At 70.3% G+C, this 12613-nt stretch carries 14 protein-coding genes; 7 read left to right on the top strand and 7 right to left on the bottom strand.

Features of this window, described 5'->3' with window-relative positions; translation table 11 throughout:
- Positions 1 to 4 precede the first annotated feature (4 nt).
- The 6 genes from lipB to HJD23_RS31130 all read left to right on the top strand — a co-directional run bounded on the left by lipB (position 5) and on the right by HJD23_RS31130 (position 5426).
- Complete coding sequence (gene lipB, locus HJD23_RS31155) at positions 5 to 802, top strand: lipoyl(octanoyl) transferase LipB (protein ID WP_171115550.1); 798 nt, start codon at positions 5 to 7, stop codon at positions 800 to 802.
- A 106-nt stretch (positions 803 to 908) separates the two neighbouring features.
- The gene (gene lipA / locus HJD23_RS31150; RefSeq protein ID WP_171115552.1) at positions 909 to 1874 is read left to right on the top strand and encodes a lipoyl synthase; all 966 of its coding nucleotides are present in this window, start codon (positions 909 to 911) and stop codon (positions 1872 to 1874) included.
- A gap of 276 nt (positions 1875 to 2150) precedes the next feature.
- Positions 2151 to 2351, top strand: coding sequence for a hypothetical protein (locus HJD23_RS31145; protein ID WP_171115554.1), 201 nt, complete (start codon positions 2151 to 2153; stop codon positions 2349 to 2351).
- Between the two features lie 50 nt (positions 2352 to 2401).
- Positions 2402 to 3103 carry a DUF4191 domain-containing protein gene (locus tag HJD23_RS31140; protein WP_171115556.1) on the top strand — a complete coding sequence of 234 codons (702 nt, stop codon included), beginning with the start codon at positions 2402 to 2404 and terminating at the stop codon, positions 3101 to 3103.
- A 144-nt stretch (positions 3104 to 3247) separates the two neighbouring features.
- Positions 3248 to 4330 (top strand): right-handed parallel beta-helix repeat-containing protein, encoded by a 1083-nt coding sequence (locus HJD23_RS31135; protein ID WP_171115558.1) that lies wholly within the window; start codon positions 3248 to 3250, stop codon positions 4328 to 4330.
- Between the two features lie 100 nt (positions 4331 to 4430).
- Positions 4431 to 5426 (top strand): methyltransferase, encoded by a 996-nt coding sequence (locus HJD23_RS31130; protein ID WP_171118923.1) that lies wholly within the window; start codon positions 4431 to 4433, stop codon positions 5424 to 5426.
- 75 nt (positions 5427 to 5501) lie between these two features.
- On the opposite strand, the gene HJD23_RS31125 is transcribed toward HJD23_RS31130, so the two are convergent.
- The 7 genes from HJD23_RS31125 to HJD23_RS31095 are packed head-to-tail and all read right to left on the bottom strand — an operon-like array spanning position 5502 to position 10708.
- The gene (locus tag HJD23_RS31125; protein ID WP_171115560.1) at positions 5502 to 5834 is read right to left on the bottom strand and encodes a TcmI family type II polyketide cyclase; all 333 of its coding nucleotides are present in this window, start codon (positions 5832 to 5834) and stop codon (positions 5502 to 5504) included.
- A 21-nt stretch (positions 5835 to 5855) separates the two neighbouring features.
- Positions 5856 to 6335: an SRPBCC family protein gene (locus tag HJD23_RS31120; RefSeq protein WP_171115562.1), complete on the bottom strand. Its 480-nt coding sequence runs from the start codon at positions 6333 to 6335 to the stop codon at positions 5856 to 5858.
- A 1-nt stretch (position 6336) separates the two neighbouring features.
- Positions 6337 to 6591: an acyl carrier protein gene (locus HJD23_RS31115; protein WP_141313559.1), complete on the bottom strand. Its 255-nt coding sequence runs from the start codon at positions 6589 to 6591 to the stop codon at positions 6337 to 6339.
- A gap of 22 nt (positions 6592 to 6613) precedes the next feature.
- On the bottom strand, positions 6614 to 7858 hold the full coding sequence (locus HJD23_RS31110; protein WP_171115564.1) for a beta-ketoacyl synthase N-terminal-like domain-containing protein: 1245 nt from the start codon (positions 7856 to 7858) through the stop codon (positions 6614 to 6616).
- Between the two features lie 7 nt (positions 7859 to 7865).
- Positions 7866 to 9125 (bottom strand): beta-ketoacyl-[acyl-carrier-protein] synthase family protein, encoded by a 1260-nt coding sequence (locus HJD23_RS31105; RefSeq protein WP_171115565.1) that lies wholly within the window; start codon positions 9123 to 9125, stop codon positions 7866 to 7868.
- A complete protein-coding gene (locus tag HJD23_RS31100; protein WP_229864854.1) occupies positions 9122 to 9586 on the bottom strand; it encodes a cupin domain-containing protein in 465 nt (154 codons plus the stop codon). Before HJD23_RS31100 ends, HJD23_RS31105 begins: the two co-directional genes overlap by 4 nt.
- Before the next feature lie 36 nt (positions 9587 to 9622).
- Positions 9623 to 10708, bottom strand: coding sequence for a SchA/CurD-like domain-containing protein (locus tag HJD23_RS31095; RefSeq protein ID WP_171115567.1), 1086 nt, complete (start codon positions 10706 to 10708; stop codon positions 9623 to 9625).
- Positions 10709 to 10908: 200 nt separating this feature from the next.
- Between HJD23_RS31095 and HJD23_RS31090 the strand changes: the two genes are divergently transcribed.
- Positions 10909 to 12555 carry an FAD-dependent monooxygenase gene (locus HJD23_RS31090; protein WP_171115569.1) on the top strand — a complete coding sequence of 549 codons (1647 nt, stop codon included), beginning with the start codon at positions 10909 to 10911 and terminating at the stop codon, positions 12553 to 12555.
- Positions 12556 to 12613 lie beyond the last annotated feature (58 nt).

Genomic DNA, 12613 nt, shown 5'->3' with positions numbered 1-12613 from the left:
TGCCGTGAGTGAGTTGCGGTTCGTCCGTATGGGATTCGGTGCGGACGCCGTCGAGTACCAGGACGCGTGGGACGAGCAGCGCCGGGTGCACGCGGCGCGGTTCGCCGACGAGATCCCCGACACCGTCCTGCTGCTCGAACACCCCCCGGTCTACACGGCGGGCCGCCGCACGGCGGACAACGAGCGGCCCCTGGACGGCACGCCGGTCATCGACGTGGACCGCGGTGGCAAGATCACCTGGCACGGCCCGGGCCAGCTGGTCGGCTACCCGATCCAGAAGCTGCCGCGCCCGGTGGACGTCGTGGCACACGTACGGCGGCTGGAGGAGGCCCTGATCCGCACGTGCGCGGAGTTCGGCCTGGAGACCACGCGTGTGGAGGGCCGTAGCGGGGTGTGGGTCCTGGGCGACCCGGTCGAGCGGCGTCCGGCCCTCGGCGGACTGTCCCTGGACTTCGACCCGCGTCTCACCGACGAGGAGTTCGACCCGCGCCTGAACGGTCCGGAGTACGCCCCGTCCAACGCGGGCCAGCGCCGTGAGGACCGCAAGATCGCCGCGATCGGCATCCGCGTCGCCAAGGGCGTCACCATGCACGGCTTCGCGCTGAACGTGAACCCGGACAACAAGTGGTTCGACAAGATCATCCCCTGCGGCATCCGTGACGCGGGCGTCGCCTCCCTCGCGAACGAGCTGGGCCGCGACATCACGGTCGAGGAAGTGGTCCCGGTCGCCGAGCGCCACCTGAGGGACGTACTGGAGAACGCCGAACCGAAGCCGCGGGAGATCGAGAAGGCGACCGCCTGACGCCGGGAATGGGCCCTGCGGCGATGGGGTTGGCCTGACGGCAGGGCCGAGTAAACACGGGCGTACCCTGGTGTACGCCGAAGAATCGAAGCACAGGGAGCCGGTCGTGTCCGCAGTCGCACCCGACGGACGCAAGATGCTGCGCCTGGAGGTCCGCAACAGCCAGACCCCCATCGAGCGCAAGCCCGAGTGGATCAAGACCCGGGCGAAAATGGGCCCCGAGTACACGAAGATGCAGAACCTCGTGAAGAGCGAGGGCCTGCACACGGTCTGCCAGGAAGCCGGCTGCCCCAACATCTACGAGTGCTGGGAGGACCGCGAGGCGACCTTCCTCATCGGCGGCGACCAGTGCACCCGGCGCTGCGACTTCTGCCAGATCGACACCGGCAAGCCCGAGGCGCTCGACCGCGACGAGCCCCGCCGGGTCGGCGAGTCCGTGGTCACCATGGACCTGAACTACGCCACCATCACCGGCGTCGCCCGCGACGACCTGGAGGACGGCGGGGCCTGGCTCTACGCCGAGACCGTGCGCCAGATCCACCAGCAGACCGCGCACCGCGAGGCCGGCCGGACCAAGGTCGAGCTGCTCGCCCCCGACTTCAACGCGATCCCGGAGCAGCTCGAGGAGGTCTTCTCCTCCCGCCCGGAGGTCTTCGCGCACAACGTGGAGACGGTCCCCCGGATCTTCAAGCGGATCCGCCCCGGCTTCCGCTACGACCGCTCCCTGAAGGTCATCACCGCGGCCCGCGACTACGGCCTGGTCACCAAGTCGAACCTGATCCTCGGCATGGGCGAGACCCGCGAGGAGATCAGTGACGCGCTGAAGCAGCTGCACGACGCCGGGTGCGAGCTGGTCACCATCACCCAGTACCTGCGGCCGTCCGTGCGCCACCACCCGGTGGAGCGCTGGGTGAAGCCGCAGGAGTTCGTGGAGCTGAAGGAGGAGGCCGAGCAGATCGGCTTCTCCGGTGTGATGTCCGGCCCGCTGGTGCGCTCCTCGTACCGCGCCGGGCGGCTGTACCAGATGGCCATCGAGAAGCGCGGCACGTACATCGCGGCCCAGGCTGTCTGACACGGCGTCACCCGCCCTGCCCCGTACGGCGCCTGCCAAGCGTGTGAATTCGCGCACAAGTTGCTACCCACGAGTAGTGACCGATTCGACGCGGTCCTGACCGTCCTCGCAGATGAGGGCGTACGTCAGGGCCGCGTCGGCGTTCGGGGCCGTCGCATCAAGGCTTCATTGGTGTTTGACCGGTCGGACACGCCCTGGTAACACCAATCAGTGACGCTGGACTCACACCACGTACACCCGTCCCAGCAGCCGTCTCGTCGAGGGGGGACCTCCGCCATGCAGGCCGCGCCCGTTCGCGCCACCGCCATTCCGTCCTTCACCACCGCCCTGCGCGCCGTGGAGTCGCTGCTGATGAGCAGCGGCCAGCGCACCGCCCGTCGCAACGCCTGGACCTCCGTGCTGGAGGACCGCCGCCGGGCCAAGGACCGGATCGAGGCGCAGCGGATCGTGGAGCAGACCCTCGCCCGTCGCCCATGACAGCCGCACCGCCGTCGAAGGCGGTGCGCGAGCCACGTAGACTTCGTGGCATGGCGAGGAAGGAAACCGCAGCGGACGCTGCGAACCCCGGGCGACTGAAGCAGATCGCTCTGACCTACAAGATGACCCGCAGGGCCGACAAGAAGATCGGTCTTGTACTCGCGGCAGTCGGAATCGTCACCTTCGGTGTCTTCCTCGCGATCGGTTTCTTGATCGGTCACCCCATCTATCTCGGCATCCTGGGCCTGCTGCTCGCCTTCCTCGCGACGGCGATCGTCTTCGGGCGCCGCGCCGAGCGGGCCGCCTTCGGGCAGATGGAGGGCCAGCCGGGTGCCGCCGCGGCCGTGCTCGACAACATCGGCCGGGGCTGGACGACGACCCCCGCGGTGGCGATGAACCGCAGCCAGGACGTGGTGCACCGGGCGGTCGGCAAGGCCGGCATCGTGCTGGTCGCCGAGGGCAACCCGAACCGGGTGAAGTCCCTGCTGGCCGCCGAGAAGAAGAAGATGAACCGGGTCGTCGCGGACGTGCCGGTGCACGATCTGATCGTCGGCACCGGCGAGGGCACGGTCGAGCTGAAGAAGCTGCGCACGACCATGCTGAAGCTGCCGCGGGTGCTGACCGGCCCGCAGGTGACCGCCACCACCGACCGGTTGCGGGCGATGGGCGACCTGATGAGCAACATGCCGCTGCCGAAGGGGCCCATGCCGAAGGGGATGCGGATGCCGAAGGGCGGGCCGAAGGCCCGCTGAACCTCGGTCACGGATCATGAGTACGGGCTGAGCCCGGGCGCGCAGGGCGCCCGGGCTCAGCCCGTACTGACCTCCACGGAGTGACACGCCGTCGAACGGAGCATCCGGCCGGTAATCGGCTGATGCGCTCCTAGCCTTCGGCATGTGACAAAACGCCATATTACGTATCTCGCATGCACGACCGCGCTCCTCGGCGCGCTCGTCGGTACCGCCCCGGCCTCGGCCGCCCACCGGACCCACGTGGTGGCGCCGGGTGAGTCGATCCAGCAGGCAGTGAATGCCGCCCAGCCCGGCGACACGGTGCTCGTGCTGCCCGGCGTCTACCACGAAAGCGTCACGGTGAAGACGCCGGGACTCACCCTGCGCGGCGCGGGCCAGAGCACGGTGATCGAGCCGGCCCAGAAGAAGGCCACGTCCAAGGCGAAGAAGGCCACCATCAGCTGCGCCGAGGAAGGCAACGGCATCTGCGTGGTCGGGGAGAAGGACAAGGCCCTCCCGGACGTCACCATCGCCGACCTGAAGGTGACCAACTTCCCCAAGATCGGCCTGTTCTCCCTGGGGACCGACCGCCTGACCGTGAAGCGGGTGATCGCCGACAACAACGGGCAGTGGGGCATCGCCCAGGAGAACTCCACCCGCGGTGTGTTCCGCCAGAACACCGCCCGGGGCAACGGTGACGCTGGTCTCTTCCTCGCCAACAACGTGAAGGCCGAGGTGGGCGCCACGGACACCAAGGGCACCGTGATCGAGCGGAACGTCCTGGAGGACAACCGGATCGGCCTCACCGTCCGACGGCTGCGGAACCTGATCGTGAACCGCAACCATGTCGCCGGCAACTGCGCCGGCATGTTCGTCGTCGGCGACGAGAACAAGCCGAGGGCGGGCGCCATCACCGTCAGCCGCAACCACGTCGAGCAGAACAACAAGTACTGCGCGGAGACCGAGAGGCTGCCGTTCCTGCAGGGTTCCGGCATCGTGCTGACCGGCGCCGAGAACACCCTGGTCAGGCGGAACGTGGTCACCGGCCACTCGGGCGAGTCCCCGCTGTCGGGCGGCATCGTGCTGTTCAAGAGCATGGTGGGCGTCACGAGCGAGCGGAACCTGATCACCGGCAACTACCTGCTGGACAACGCCCCGGCGGACCTCGTCAACCAGGAAGCCACCGAGAGCGCCAACACCTTCAACGCCAACACCTGCGGGGCCTCCAAGCCCGCGGGTCTGTGCTGACCGGACGCCGTACCCCACCCACGCAAGGAAGGAAGGAAGGCGGCACATGACCGCACCATCCCCCGAGCTCTCGGCTCCTCCCCCACCCCCGCCGCCGTCGATGCGGCTGAGAGAGCTCGTGTTCGGGGCGGCGTGTGCCGCCGCCGTCCGCGCGGCCGCCCGGCTGGGCGTCGCCGACGCACTCGGGGACACCCCCATGACCGCGCAGGACCTCGCCGCCGCGGTGAAGACCGAGCCGAAGCCGCTGCGCCGGCTGCTGCGCGCCCTGTCCTGCTACGGCGTCTTCGCCGAGCGGCCCGACGGAACGTTCAGCCACACCGAGATGTCCCGGCTGCTGCGCGAGGACGACCCGAACAGCCTGCGTGACATCTCCCTGTGGTGCACCGAGCCGTGGACCTGGGACGCCTGGCCGAAGCTGGACGAGGCGGTGCGCACCGGCCGGAACGTCGTCGAGGACCTCTACGGCAAGGAGTTCTTCGTCTACCTCAACGAGGACGCCCCGGAGTCGGCCGACGTCTTCAACCGGGCGATGACGACCTCCAGCGAGCAGTCGGCGCGCGATGTCGCCGCGCTGCTGGACCTGTCCGGCGCCGCGTCCGTCGCGGACGTCGGCGGCGGCCAGGGGCATGTGGTGGCGAGCCTGCTGGACAAGTACCCGTCGATGCGGGGCTTTCTGCTCGATCTGCCGCGGGTGGTGGAGAACGCCGTGCCGCGGCTGCGCGAGGGCGGCGATCTCGCCGACCGGGCGCGCATCGTGCCCGGCGACGTCCGCGTGTCCGTCCCGGTCGCGGCGGACGTCTACATCATCAAGAACATCCTGGAGTGGGACGACGAGTCCACGGCCAGGCTGCTGCGCAACGTCATCGAGGCGGGCGGTCCCGGCACCCGGGTCGTGGTCATCGAGAACCTCGTCGACGACACCCCGTCGATGCGCTTCAGCACCGCCATGGACCTGCTGCTGCTGCTGAACGTCGGCGGGGCCAAGCACACCACCGAGAGCATGGTCGGGCGGCTGACCGACGCGGGCCTGACCGTCGGAGACATCCGGCCGGTCAACCCCTATCTGCACGCGTTCGACTGCACGGTCCCCGGGTGAGTGTCCCGCATCCGGAGAACACCGGTGCCGGGCCCGCGTCGGACGCGGGCCCGGCACCGGTGGCCGGACGGGGGGTCAGGCGCGGGCGTCGCGCTCCCAGAGGTAGAAGCGCTGCGCCATCGCGTCCTTCGGGGACCGCCAGGTCTCCGGGTCGTATGCGCTGACGTACGCCGAGAGGCGCTCGCTGACCTCCTTGAACTCGGGGTGCGAGGTGACCTTGGCGATGGCTGGTCCGGGTTCGCGTTCGGACTCGATGAGGTGCATGTACACATCGCCGAACTGGAAGAGGCTGCGCCGGACGACTCCGACGAGGTGGGGCAGCTCTCCCCGGTCGGACTCCGCGAACACCTTGGCGATGTCGGGGGCGGAACCCGGGGCCATGCGGGCGACGATCAGGGCCTGGTGCACGGTCTTCTCCTGTCGTCCGGCTCAGTCGGCCAGGGCCGGGGCGGGCCGGTGACCGGCGGCCGCCTGCTCGATCCTGTCCCGGATCAGGGCCATCTGGATCTTGGAGTTCTTGTTGATGTTGTCGGTCATCCAGGCGTCGTCGACGGGCGCGTCCGGCTTCATCGCGAAGTCCTGCGTCCAGACCATCCGGGTGCCGGCGGGGACCTCCTCGTAGCGCCAGTGGATGTTCATGTGGTCGAAGGGCCCGGTCTCCACCCGGCGCGCCTTGACGGTGAGGGTGTCGCGGTCCGGCTCGCGCTCGGAGACCCAGCTCCAGACGGTGCCGTTGTCGTCCGGGTGCATGGTCAGCCGGAACGTCGTCCTGTTCCCCTCCCGGGAGAGGATCTCGACGGACGCGTACTCGCTGAACAGCTGCGGCCACCGCTCCAGGTCGTTGGTCATGTCCCAGACCAGGTCCAGCGGGGCGGCGATGGTGATCTCGTTCTCGGTGTGTCCTGCCATCTCAGGCTCCTGCCATCAGGGTGCTGTTGACGAGGTTGAGGAACTGCTGGGGCGTCTTGCAGCGCTCCGCGTCGACCGGCAACGGGGTGCCGTGAACGTTCTCCAGCTCGCCGACGATGCCGAGCAGGCCCAGCGAGTCGACGCCGAGGACGTCGAAGCCGGTGTCCGGCTTCTCCTGGAGCTGCTGCGGGCTGACGGTGACCCCGGCGGCCTTCTTCATGAGCGCGGCGAGTTCCTCCACGGTGATCTGGGACATGTGCCTTCCTCCTTTGCTGTGCTCACTGCACGGCGCCGTGCCGCAGCACGAGCGCCGAGTTCGACCCCATGAGTCCGCGGCTGAGGACCAGAGCCGTGCGCAGCTCGGCGGCTCGGGCGCGGCCCGTCACGAGGTCGAGGTCGTGGCAGACGTCGATGACGTTCGGCGTCGGCGGGATCAGCCCGTGCTCCATCGCGAGCACGGCCGCCGCGGTGTCCAGCACGGGGGCCGCGCAGTACCCCCGGCCGATTCCGGTCTTCGGCGCCGTGACCGGCACCCGGGTGCCGTGCCCGCCGAGGGCGTCGGCGAGCGCCAGCGCCTCGGCGCGGTCCGCCTCCGGCACTCCGAGGGCGTCGGCGAAGACGACGTCGACCTCCTCGGGTGCGCAGCCGGCCTCCCGAAGGGCCTGCCGGATCGCCTGGGCGAGCCCCTCCCGGGACTCCGCCCAGCGGGAGGCGCCGGTGAAGGTGGCCGCGTGGCCCGCCACTACGGCCCGGACCTCGGCGCCGCGTTCCCGGGCGGCGCCCGCCGCCTCCACCACGAGCATCGCGCCGCCCTCGGCCGGCACGAACCCGCATGCCGCGTCCGTGAACGGGCGGTAGGCCCGGGTCGGATCCGTCTCGCGGCTCAGCTCGTCGTAGCCGAGCTGGCAGACCACCGAGTACGGCGCGAGCGGTGCCTCGGTGGAGCCGGCCACGATCACGTCGGTGCCGCGTCGCACCGCCCGTGCCGCGTGCGCGAGGGCATCCAGGCCGCCGGCCTCGTCGGAGGCGACGACGGAGCAGGGCCCCTTGAAGCCGCGGCGGATGGACACCTGGCCGGTGCTCGCGGCGTAGAACCAGGCGATGGACTGGTACGGCCCCACGAACCGGCTGCCCTTGCCCCACAGTCGCTGCAGCTCGCGCTGGCCGAACTCGCCGCCGCCGGAGCCGGCGGCGGTGACCACGCCGATGGAGTACGGCGCGTCGGGGGTGTCCGCCAGCCCGAGCCTGGCGTCGTCCAGCGCCAGGTCGGCCGCGGCCATGGCGTAGTGCGTGAACCGGTCGGTCTGGACGAGGAAGCGCTCCTCGATCGTCGCCGCCGGGTCGAAGGCGCGGACCTCGCCGGCCACCTTGAGGGGAAGGTGCTCACAGCCCTCGCGGGTGACCCGGTCGAGGACGCTGAGGCCTTCCCGGATGGCCTTCCAGAAGGTGTCGGGGTTGGTGCCGTTGGGCGCGACCACCCCGATGCCGGTGACGGCCGCACGCCGGTCCTGTGGTTCGCTCATCCTGTCCTCACTCCCTTGGCCGGGTCAGGACCACCGCTGACTGGAAGCCGCCGAACCCGCTGCCCACGGACAACACGCTGGTCAGCTTCCGTTCGCGGGCGACGCGTGGGACGTAGTCCAGGTCGCACTCGGGGTCGGGGATCTCGTAGTTCGCGGTCGGCGGTACGACCTGCTTGGCGAGGGCCAGCACACAGGCGACCAGTTCGATGGCGCCGATCGCCCCCAGGGAGTGCCCCACCATGGACTTGATGGAGCTCATCGGGGTGTCGTAGGCGTGGTGGCCGAGCGCCCGCTTCACGGCCGCCGTCTCGTGGCGGTCGTTCTGCCGGGTCCCGGAGCCGTGTGCGTTGACGTAGTCGATCGCCGTCGGGTCGAGCCGCGCCTGGTCGAGGGCGGTGTCGATGGCCCGTGCCATCTCCAGGCCCTCCTTGGTCAGACCGGTCATGTGGTAGGCGTTGCCGAAAGTGGCGTAGCCGCCGAACTCGCAGTACACGTGGGCACCGCGGGCCCGGGCGTGCTCCAGTTCCTCCAGGACGAGCACAGCGCCGCCCTCGCCCATGACGAATCCGTCACGGTTGTTGTCGAAGGGCCGGGAGGCGTGCGCGGGGTCGTCGTTGTTCGGAGAGGTGGCCTTGATCGCGTCGAAGCAGGCCATGGTGATCGGGGAGATCGGGGAGTCCGAGGCCCCCGCTATGCATATGTCGGCCCGGCCTTCCTGAACGGTGTGGAAGGCGTACCCGACGGCGTCCAGACCGGAGGTGCAGCCGGTGGACACGGTCTGCACGGGCCCCTGGGCGAAGAAACGTTCCGCCACCGCGGAGGCCACGGTGCTCGGCGAGAACGCCCGGTGCAGCTGTGGCTGCGCCTCGGTGTGGTCGACGTTCCAGCGCTGCCCGCGATGGCTGACCAGGACGTAGTCGTGCTCCAGCCGGGTGGTGCCGCCGACGGCGGTGCCCAGGGAGACGCCGACCCGCCAGGGATCCTCCCGGCCGAGATCGAGCCCCGAGTCCCGCACCGCCTCCTCGCCGGCGACCAGGGCGAACTGTATGTACCGGTCCGCCCGTTCGACCTGTTCGGCATCCAGGCCGTGCGCGGCGGGATCGAAGTCGCACTCGGCGGCGATCCGGGAGCGCAGCCCGGCCGGGTCGAAGAACGTGATGCCCCGCGTCGCGGTACGGCCGTCGGCGAGCAGCTTCCAGAACGCCGGTACACCGATCCCGCCCGGAGCCACTATGCCTATGCCAGTGACCGCCACGCGCCGGGTCATGACCGGACCTGACCTCGGTCGTGGGCGGCACCCGCCGCAGCGGGCTCCGTGGCCACCGCGGCGGCCCCGATGACCTCCGTCTCCTCCGTGTCGACGTGTCCCAGGCTCGGGCGTGGGGCCAGCGGTCCCAGGTGGAAGACGATGCGCGCCTCCACATTGCCCACGTTCCGGAAGCGGTGGCGCATGTGGGCGGGGATCATCAGCCCCTGCTCCGGCCGGAGCGGGTGCGGTTCGCCGTCCAGGTCCACCTCCAGCTGCCCGCAGACGACGTACACGAACTCCTCGGAGTATGGGTGGTAGTGCTCAGCGATGCGGTCGCCGGGCTGCACGATGGCCACGCCCATGAAGCCGCTGGTGGAGCCCACCGTGGTCGGGGTGAGCATGGCGCGCAGGTCGCCGCCGCGCCGGGTGTTGGGCTCGACCTCGCTGAGGTCCACGATCTTCGGAATGGGTTTGATCACGACGTTCCTCCGTGGGTGTGCTGCGCCTGACGGGGGTCAGGCATCCGGCGAGCGACGGTCGGTGATGAGCTCCATGCGGACGACGTCGCCGTCCAGCAGGGCGTGCAGCGGGGCCGGGGCCCCGGGCTTCGGCAGGGCGGTGTCGGTGCCCAGACCGGGGCGCACGTCGATCAGCCGTACGACGACGTCGTCCCGCTGGAAGATCGTGCTGCGCAGGACCGGGCCGGCGGGGTCATCCGCAGCCTGCTCGTCCTGCCGCGCGAGCGCCTCGGCCAGCTGCAAGCCCTGACCCGGCCGGGCCGGGTAGTACAGGGCGTACCGCTCGCCCTCGGGCAGTTCGTCCAGGCTGACGTGGTGCACGGCGGGCAGCGCCGCCCGGGTGAAGAACACCCGCGCGGACTCGTCGTCGCTGAGATCCCGCTCCTGCTCCAGGTACGGGTTGATGGCCTCCTCGACCGCCCGTACCTCGGGCTGCCGGGCGACGTGACGCAGTGCCACGAGCAGGTCGCCGCGGACCTCGATGGCCCGCACGACCCGGTTGCCGTGCATGAACAGAGAGGTGCGGACCAGACGGGTGGTCTCGTCGACCCGCGTCTCGGGCGAGGCGTAGTTCGCGAGGATCTTCGCGACCTCCGGCTCGCTGCCCGGTGTGACCGTGAAGGTGAGCGCGTGGCGGATCACGCCGTCGCCGATCCGGGGGGACACCTGCAGCCGACGATCTGCCGCCCCGGCCGTCGCCACCGCGCCGCCCGTCTCGCGGACGACCTGGAAGCGCAGTGAGCGGGTGTCCCGTACGCAGCTGTGCAGCGGTCGCACCATCTGCACGTGCTCCTCGCTGTTCACCCAGGCGAGGAACGGCGGGGCGCTCTCCCACTCACTGGTGATGAGCCATTGGGAGGGATTCTCGATGGACTGGCACAGCTGGTCGCTGATGTGACCGGGTGTGGAGGCCACCTGGCTGCACAGTTGCTCGTATGCCTCCAGGAACTGCTGCTGGGCACCGTCGTATACGTCGACCAGCAGGACGACCCGGAGGGGGGAGCCGTCGAACACGGATTGGGAGACCCGTTTCGACGCCTGTCGCGTCGGCTGCTGCGAAACCTTTTCCGGCGTGGTGGTCATGCTGCGCAATCTCCTTCTCTGGAGGCAGTGGCGAACGCCGGCCGCCGATGACGCGACGTCAGCGCTTCTTGATCCTCTGCCGGTCCCCCTCAGTGCGCGACTCGCGTGAACCACGCGGGTGATTGCGCACGCGGAACGCCTCCCAGAGGGCATGGAAACTCCAACGCTCCCCACACCCCCCACTGCCTCAGGAGTCCTTGATGCAGCAGAAAGCCGATCACCAGGTTCCCGTCCTCGTCGTGGGCGGCTCTCTGGTGGGCCTGTCCCTGTCCCTCTTCCTGGGTCGTCTCGGCGTACCCCACATGCTCGTCGAGCGGCACGCCGGAACCTCGATCCACCCCCGCGGCCGCGGCAACAACGTGCGGACGATGGAGCTGTACCGGGTGGCCGGCATCGAGCCGGACATCAAGACGGCGGCCTCCCTCCTCGCGGACAACCACGGCATCATGCAGACCCCGACCCTGGTCGGGGACGCCGGTGAGTGGCTGTTCAAGGAGATGGACCCCGGCGGCGGCCTAGCGCGGTTCAGCCCGTCGGGATGGTGCCTGTGCAGCCAGAACGACCTGGAACCGGTGCTCAGGAACGGGGCCCAGGCACTCGGCGGCGACCTTCGCTACTTCCACGAGCTGGAGTCCTTCGAACAGGACCCCGAAGGAGTGACGGCGTTCGTCCGGGACCGTGACAGCGACGAGCTCTACACGGTCCGCGCGGGCTACCTGGTCGCGGCCGACGGCCCGCGCAGCCCCGTCCGGCACAGGCTCGGCATCGGGCAGAGCGGCCCCGGCGACCTCTTCGCCAACGTGAGCGTCACCTTCCGGTCCAAGCTGCTCGCCGACGTCGTCGGTGACCGGCGGTTCATCTGCTGCTACCTCACCAACCCGGAGGCCGACGGCGCGCTGCTGCCCGTCGACAACAAGGAGAACTGGGTCTTCCACGCCCCCTGGCACCCGGAACACGGTGAGACGCTGGAGGAGTTCACCGAGGAACGGCTCCAGCGGCACATCCAGCAGGCCGTCGGTGTCCCCGACCTCGACGTCGAGATCACCGGAAAGGCGTCCTGGCGCGCCGCCGAACGGGTCGCCGACCGGTATGCGTCCGACCGGGTCTTCCTCGCCGGCGACTCCGCCCACGAGATGTCCCCGACCGGCGCCTTCGGCTCCAACACCGGCATCCAGGACGCCCACAACCTGGCCTGGAAGCTGGCCGCCGTCCTCGGCGGCTGGGCCGGCCCGGGACTGCTGGAGACGTACGAGGCCGAGCGCCGGCCCGTCGCCCTGGCCACCAGCGCCCGCGCCTCGGCCCGCTCGGTGGAGCACAGCCACCCCGGTTTCGCCCCGCCTCCCGGCATCGGCGGCGGCAAGGGCGGCGGCATCCTCAACATCGTCCTCGCCTACCGCTACCCGCAGGGCGCCGTCGTGGGCGCCGACCCGTCCCAGCCGGTCGTACCCGACGGGATGCGCCTGACCGCGGAGCCGGGCAGCCGGGCCCCACACATGTGGCTGCGCCGCGCGGGCGAACGGGTAACCACGCTCGATCTGTACGAGCGCTCACTGGTGCTGCTCAGCGACGCCGCGTCGAGCGAGGGCGCGGCCTGGCACGCCGCCGCCCGGCGCATCGCCGACACGGACGGCGTACGGCTGGACGCGTACCGGATCGGTGCGGAAGCGGATGCCGAGCTGGGGTACGACGCGGAGGGCGACGACTGGGCGGCGGTCCACGGCACGTCGGCCGACGGGGCGGTGCTAGTGCGGCCGGACGGGTTCGTGGCCTGGCGCTCGCCCGGTGCGGTACCGGATCCGGAGGGCGAGCTGCGGCAGGTTCTGGGGGCGGTCCTGCACCGCCGCTGAATCCGGCGCAATCCGACCGCTGAGGAGGCGAAGGCCACCCGCACCGGGCCGTGCAGGT

The organism is Streptomyces sp. Z423-1 (assembly GCF_013009255.1).
Classification (GTDB): domain Bacteria; phylum Actinomycetota; class Actinomycetes; order Streptomycetales; family Streptomycetaceae; genus Streptomyces; species Streptomyces gossypiisoli.
This window is presented reverse-complemented; position numbering and strand designations above follow the sequence as displayed.

Coding starts and splice junctions, on each gene's coding strand:
- HJD23_RS31145 (WP_171115554.1), top strand. CDS start 2,151: ATGCAGGCCGCGCCCGTTCGCGCCACCGCCATTCCGTCCTTCACCACC.
- HJD23_RS31140 (WP_171115556.1), top strand. CDS start 2,402: ATGGCGAGGAAGGAAACCGCAGCGGACGCTGCGAACCCCGGGCGACTG.
- HJD23_RS31095 (WP_171115567.1), bottom strand. CDS start 10,708: ATGACCACCACGCCGGAAAAGGTTTCGCAGCAGCCGACGCGACAGGCG.
- HJD23_RS31115 (WP_141313559.1), bottom strand. CDS start 6,591: ATGTCCCAGATCACCGTGGAGGAACTCGCCGCGCTCATGAAGAAGGCC.
- HJD23_RS31105 (WP_171115565.1), bottom strand. CDS start 9,125: ATGACCCGGCGCGTGGCGGTCACTGGCATAGGCATAGTGGCTCCGGGC.
- HJD23_RS31110 (WP_171115564.1), bottom strand. CDS start 7,858: ATGAGCGAACCACAGGACCGGCGTGCGGCCGTCACCGGCATCGGGGTG.
- HJD23_RS31130 (WP_171118923.1), top strand. CDS start 4,431: ATGCGGCTGAGAGAGCTCGTGTTCGGGGCGGCGTGTGCCGCCGCCGTC.
- HJD23_RS31120 (WP_171115562.1), bottom strand. CDS start 6,335: ATGGCAGGACACACCGAGAACGAGATCACCATCGCCGCCCCGCTGGAC.
- HJD23_RS31090 (WP_171115569.1), top strand. CDS start 10,909: ATGCAGCAGAAAGCCGATCACCAGGTTCCCGTCCTCGTCGTGGGCGGC.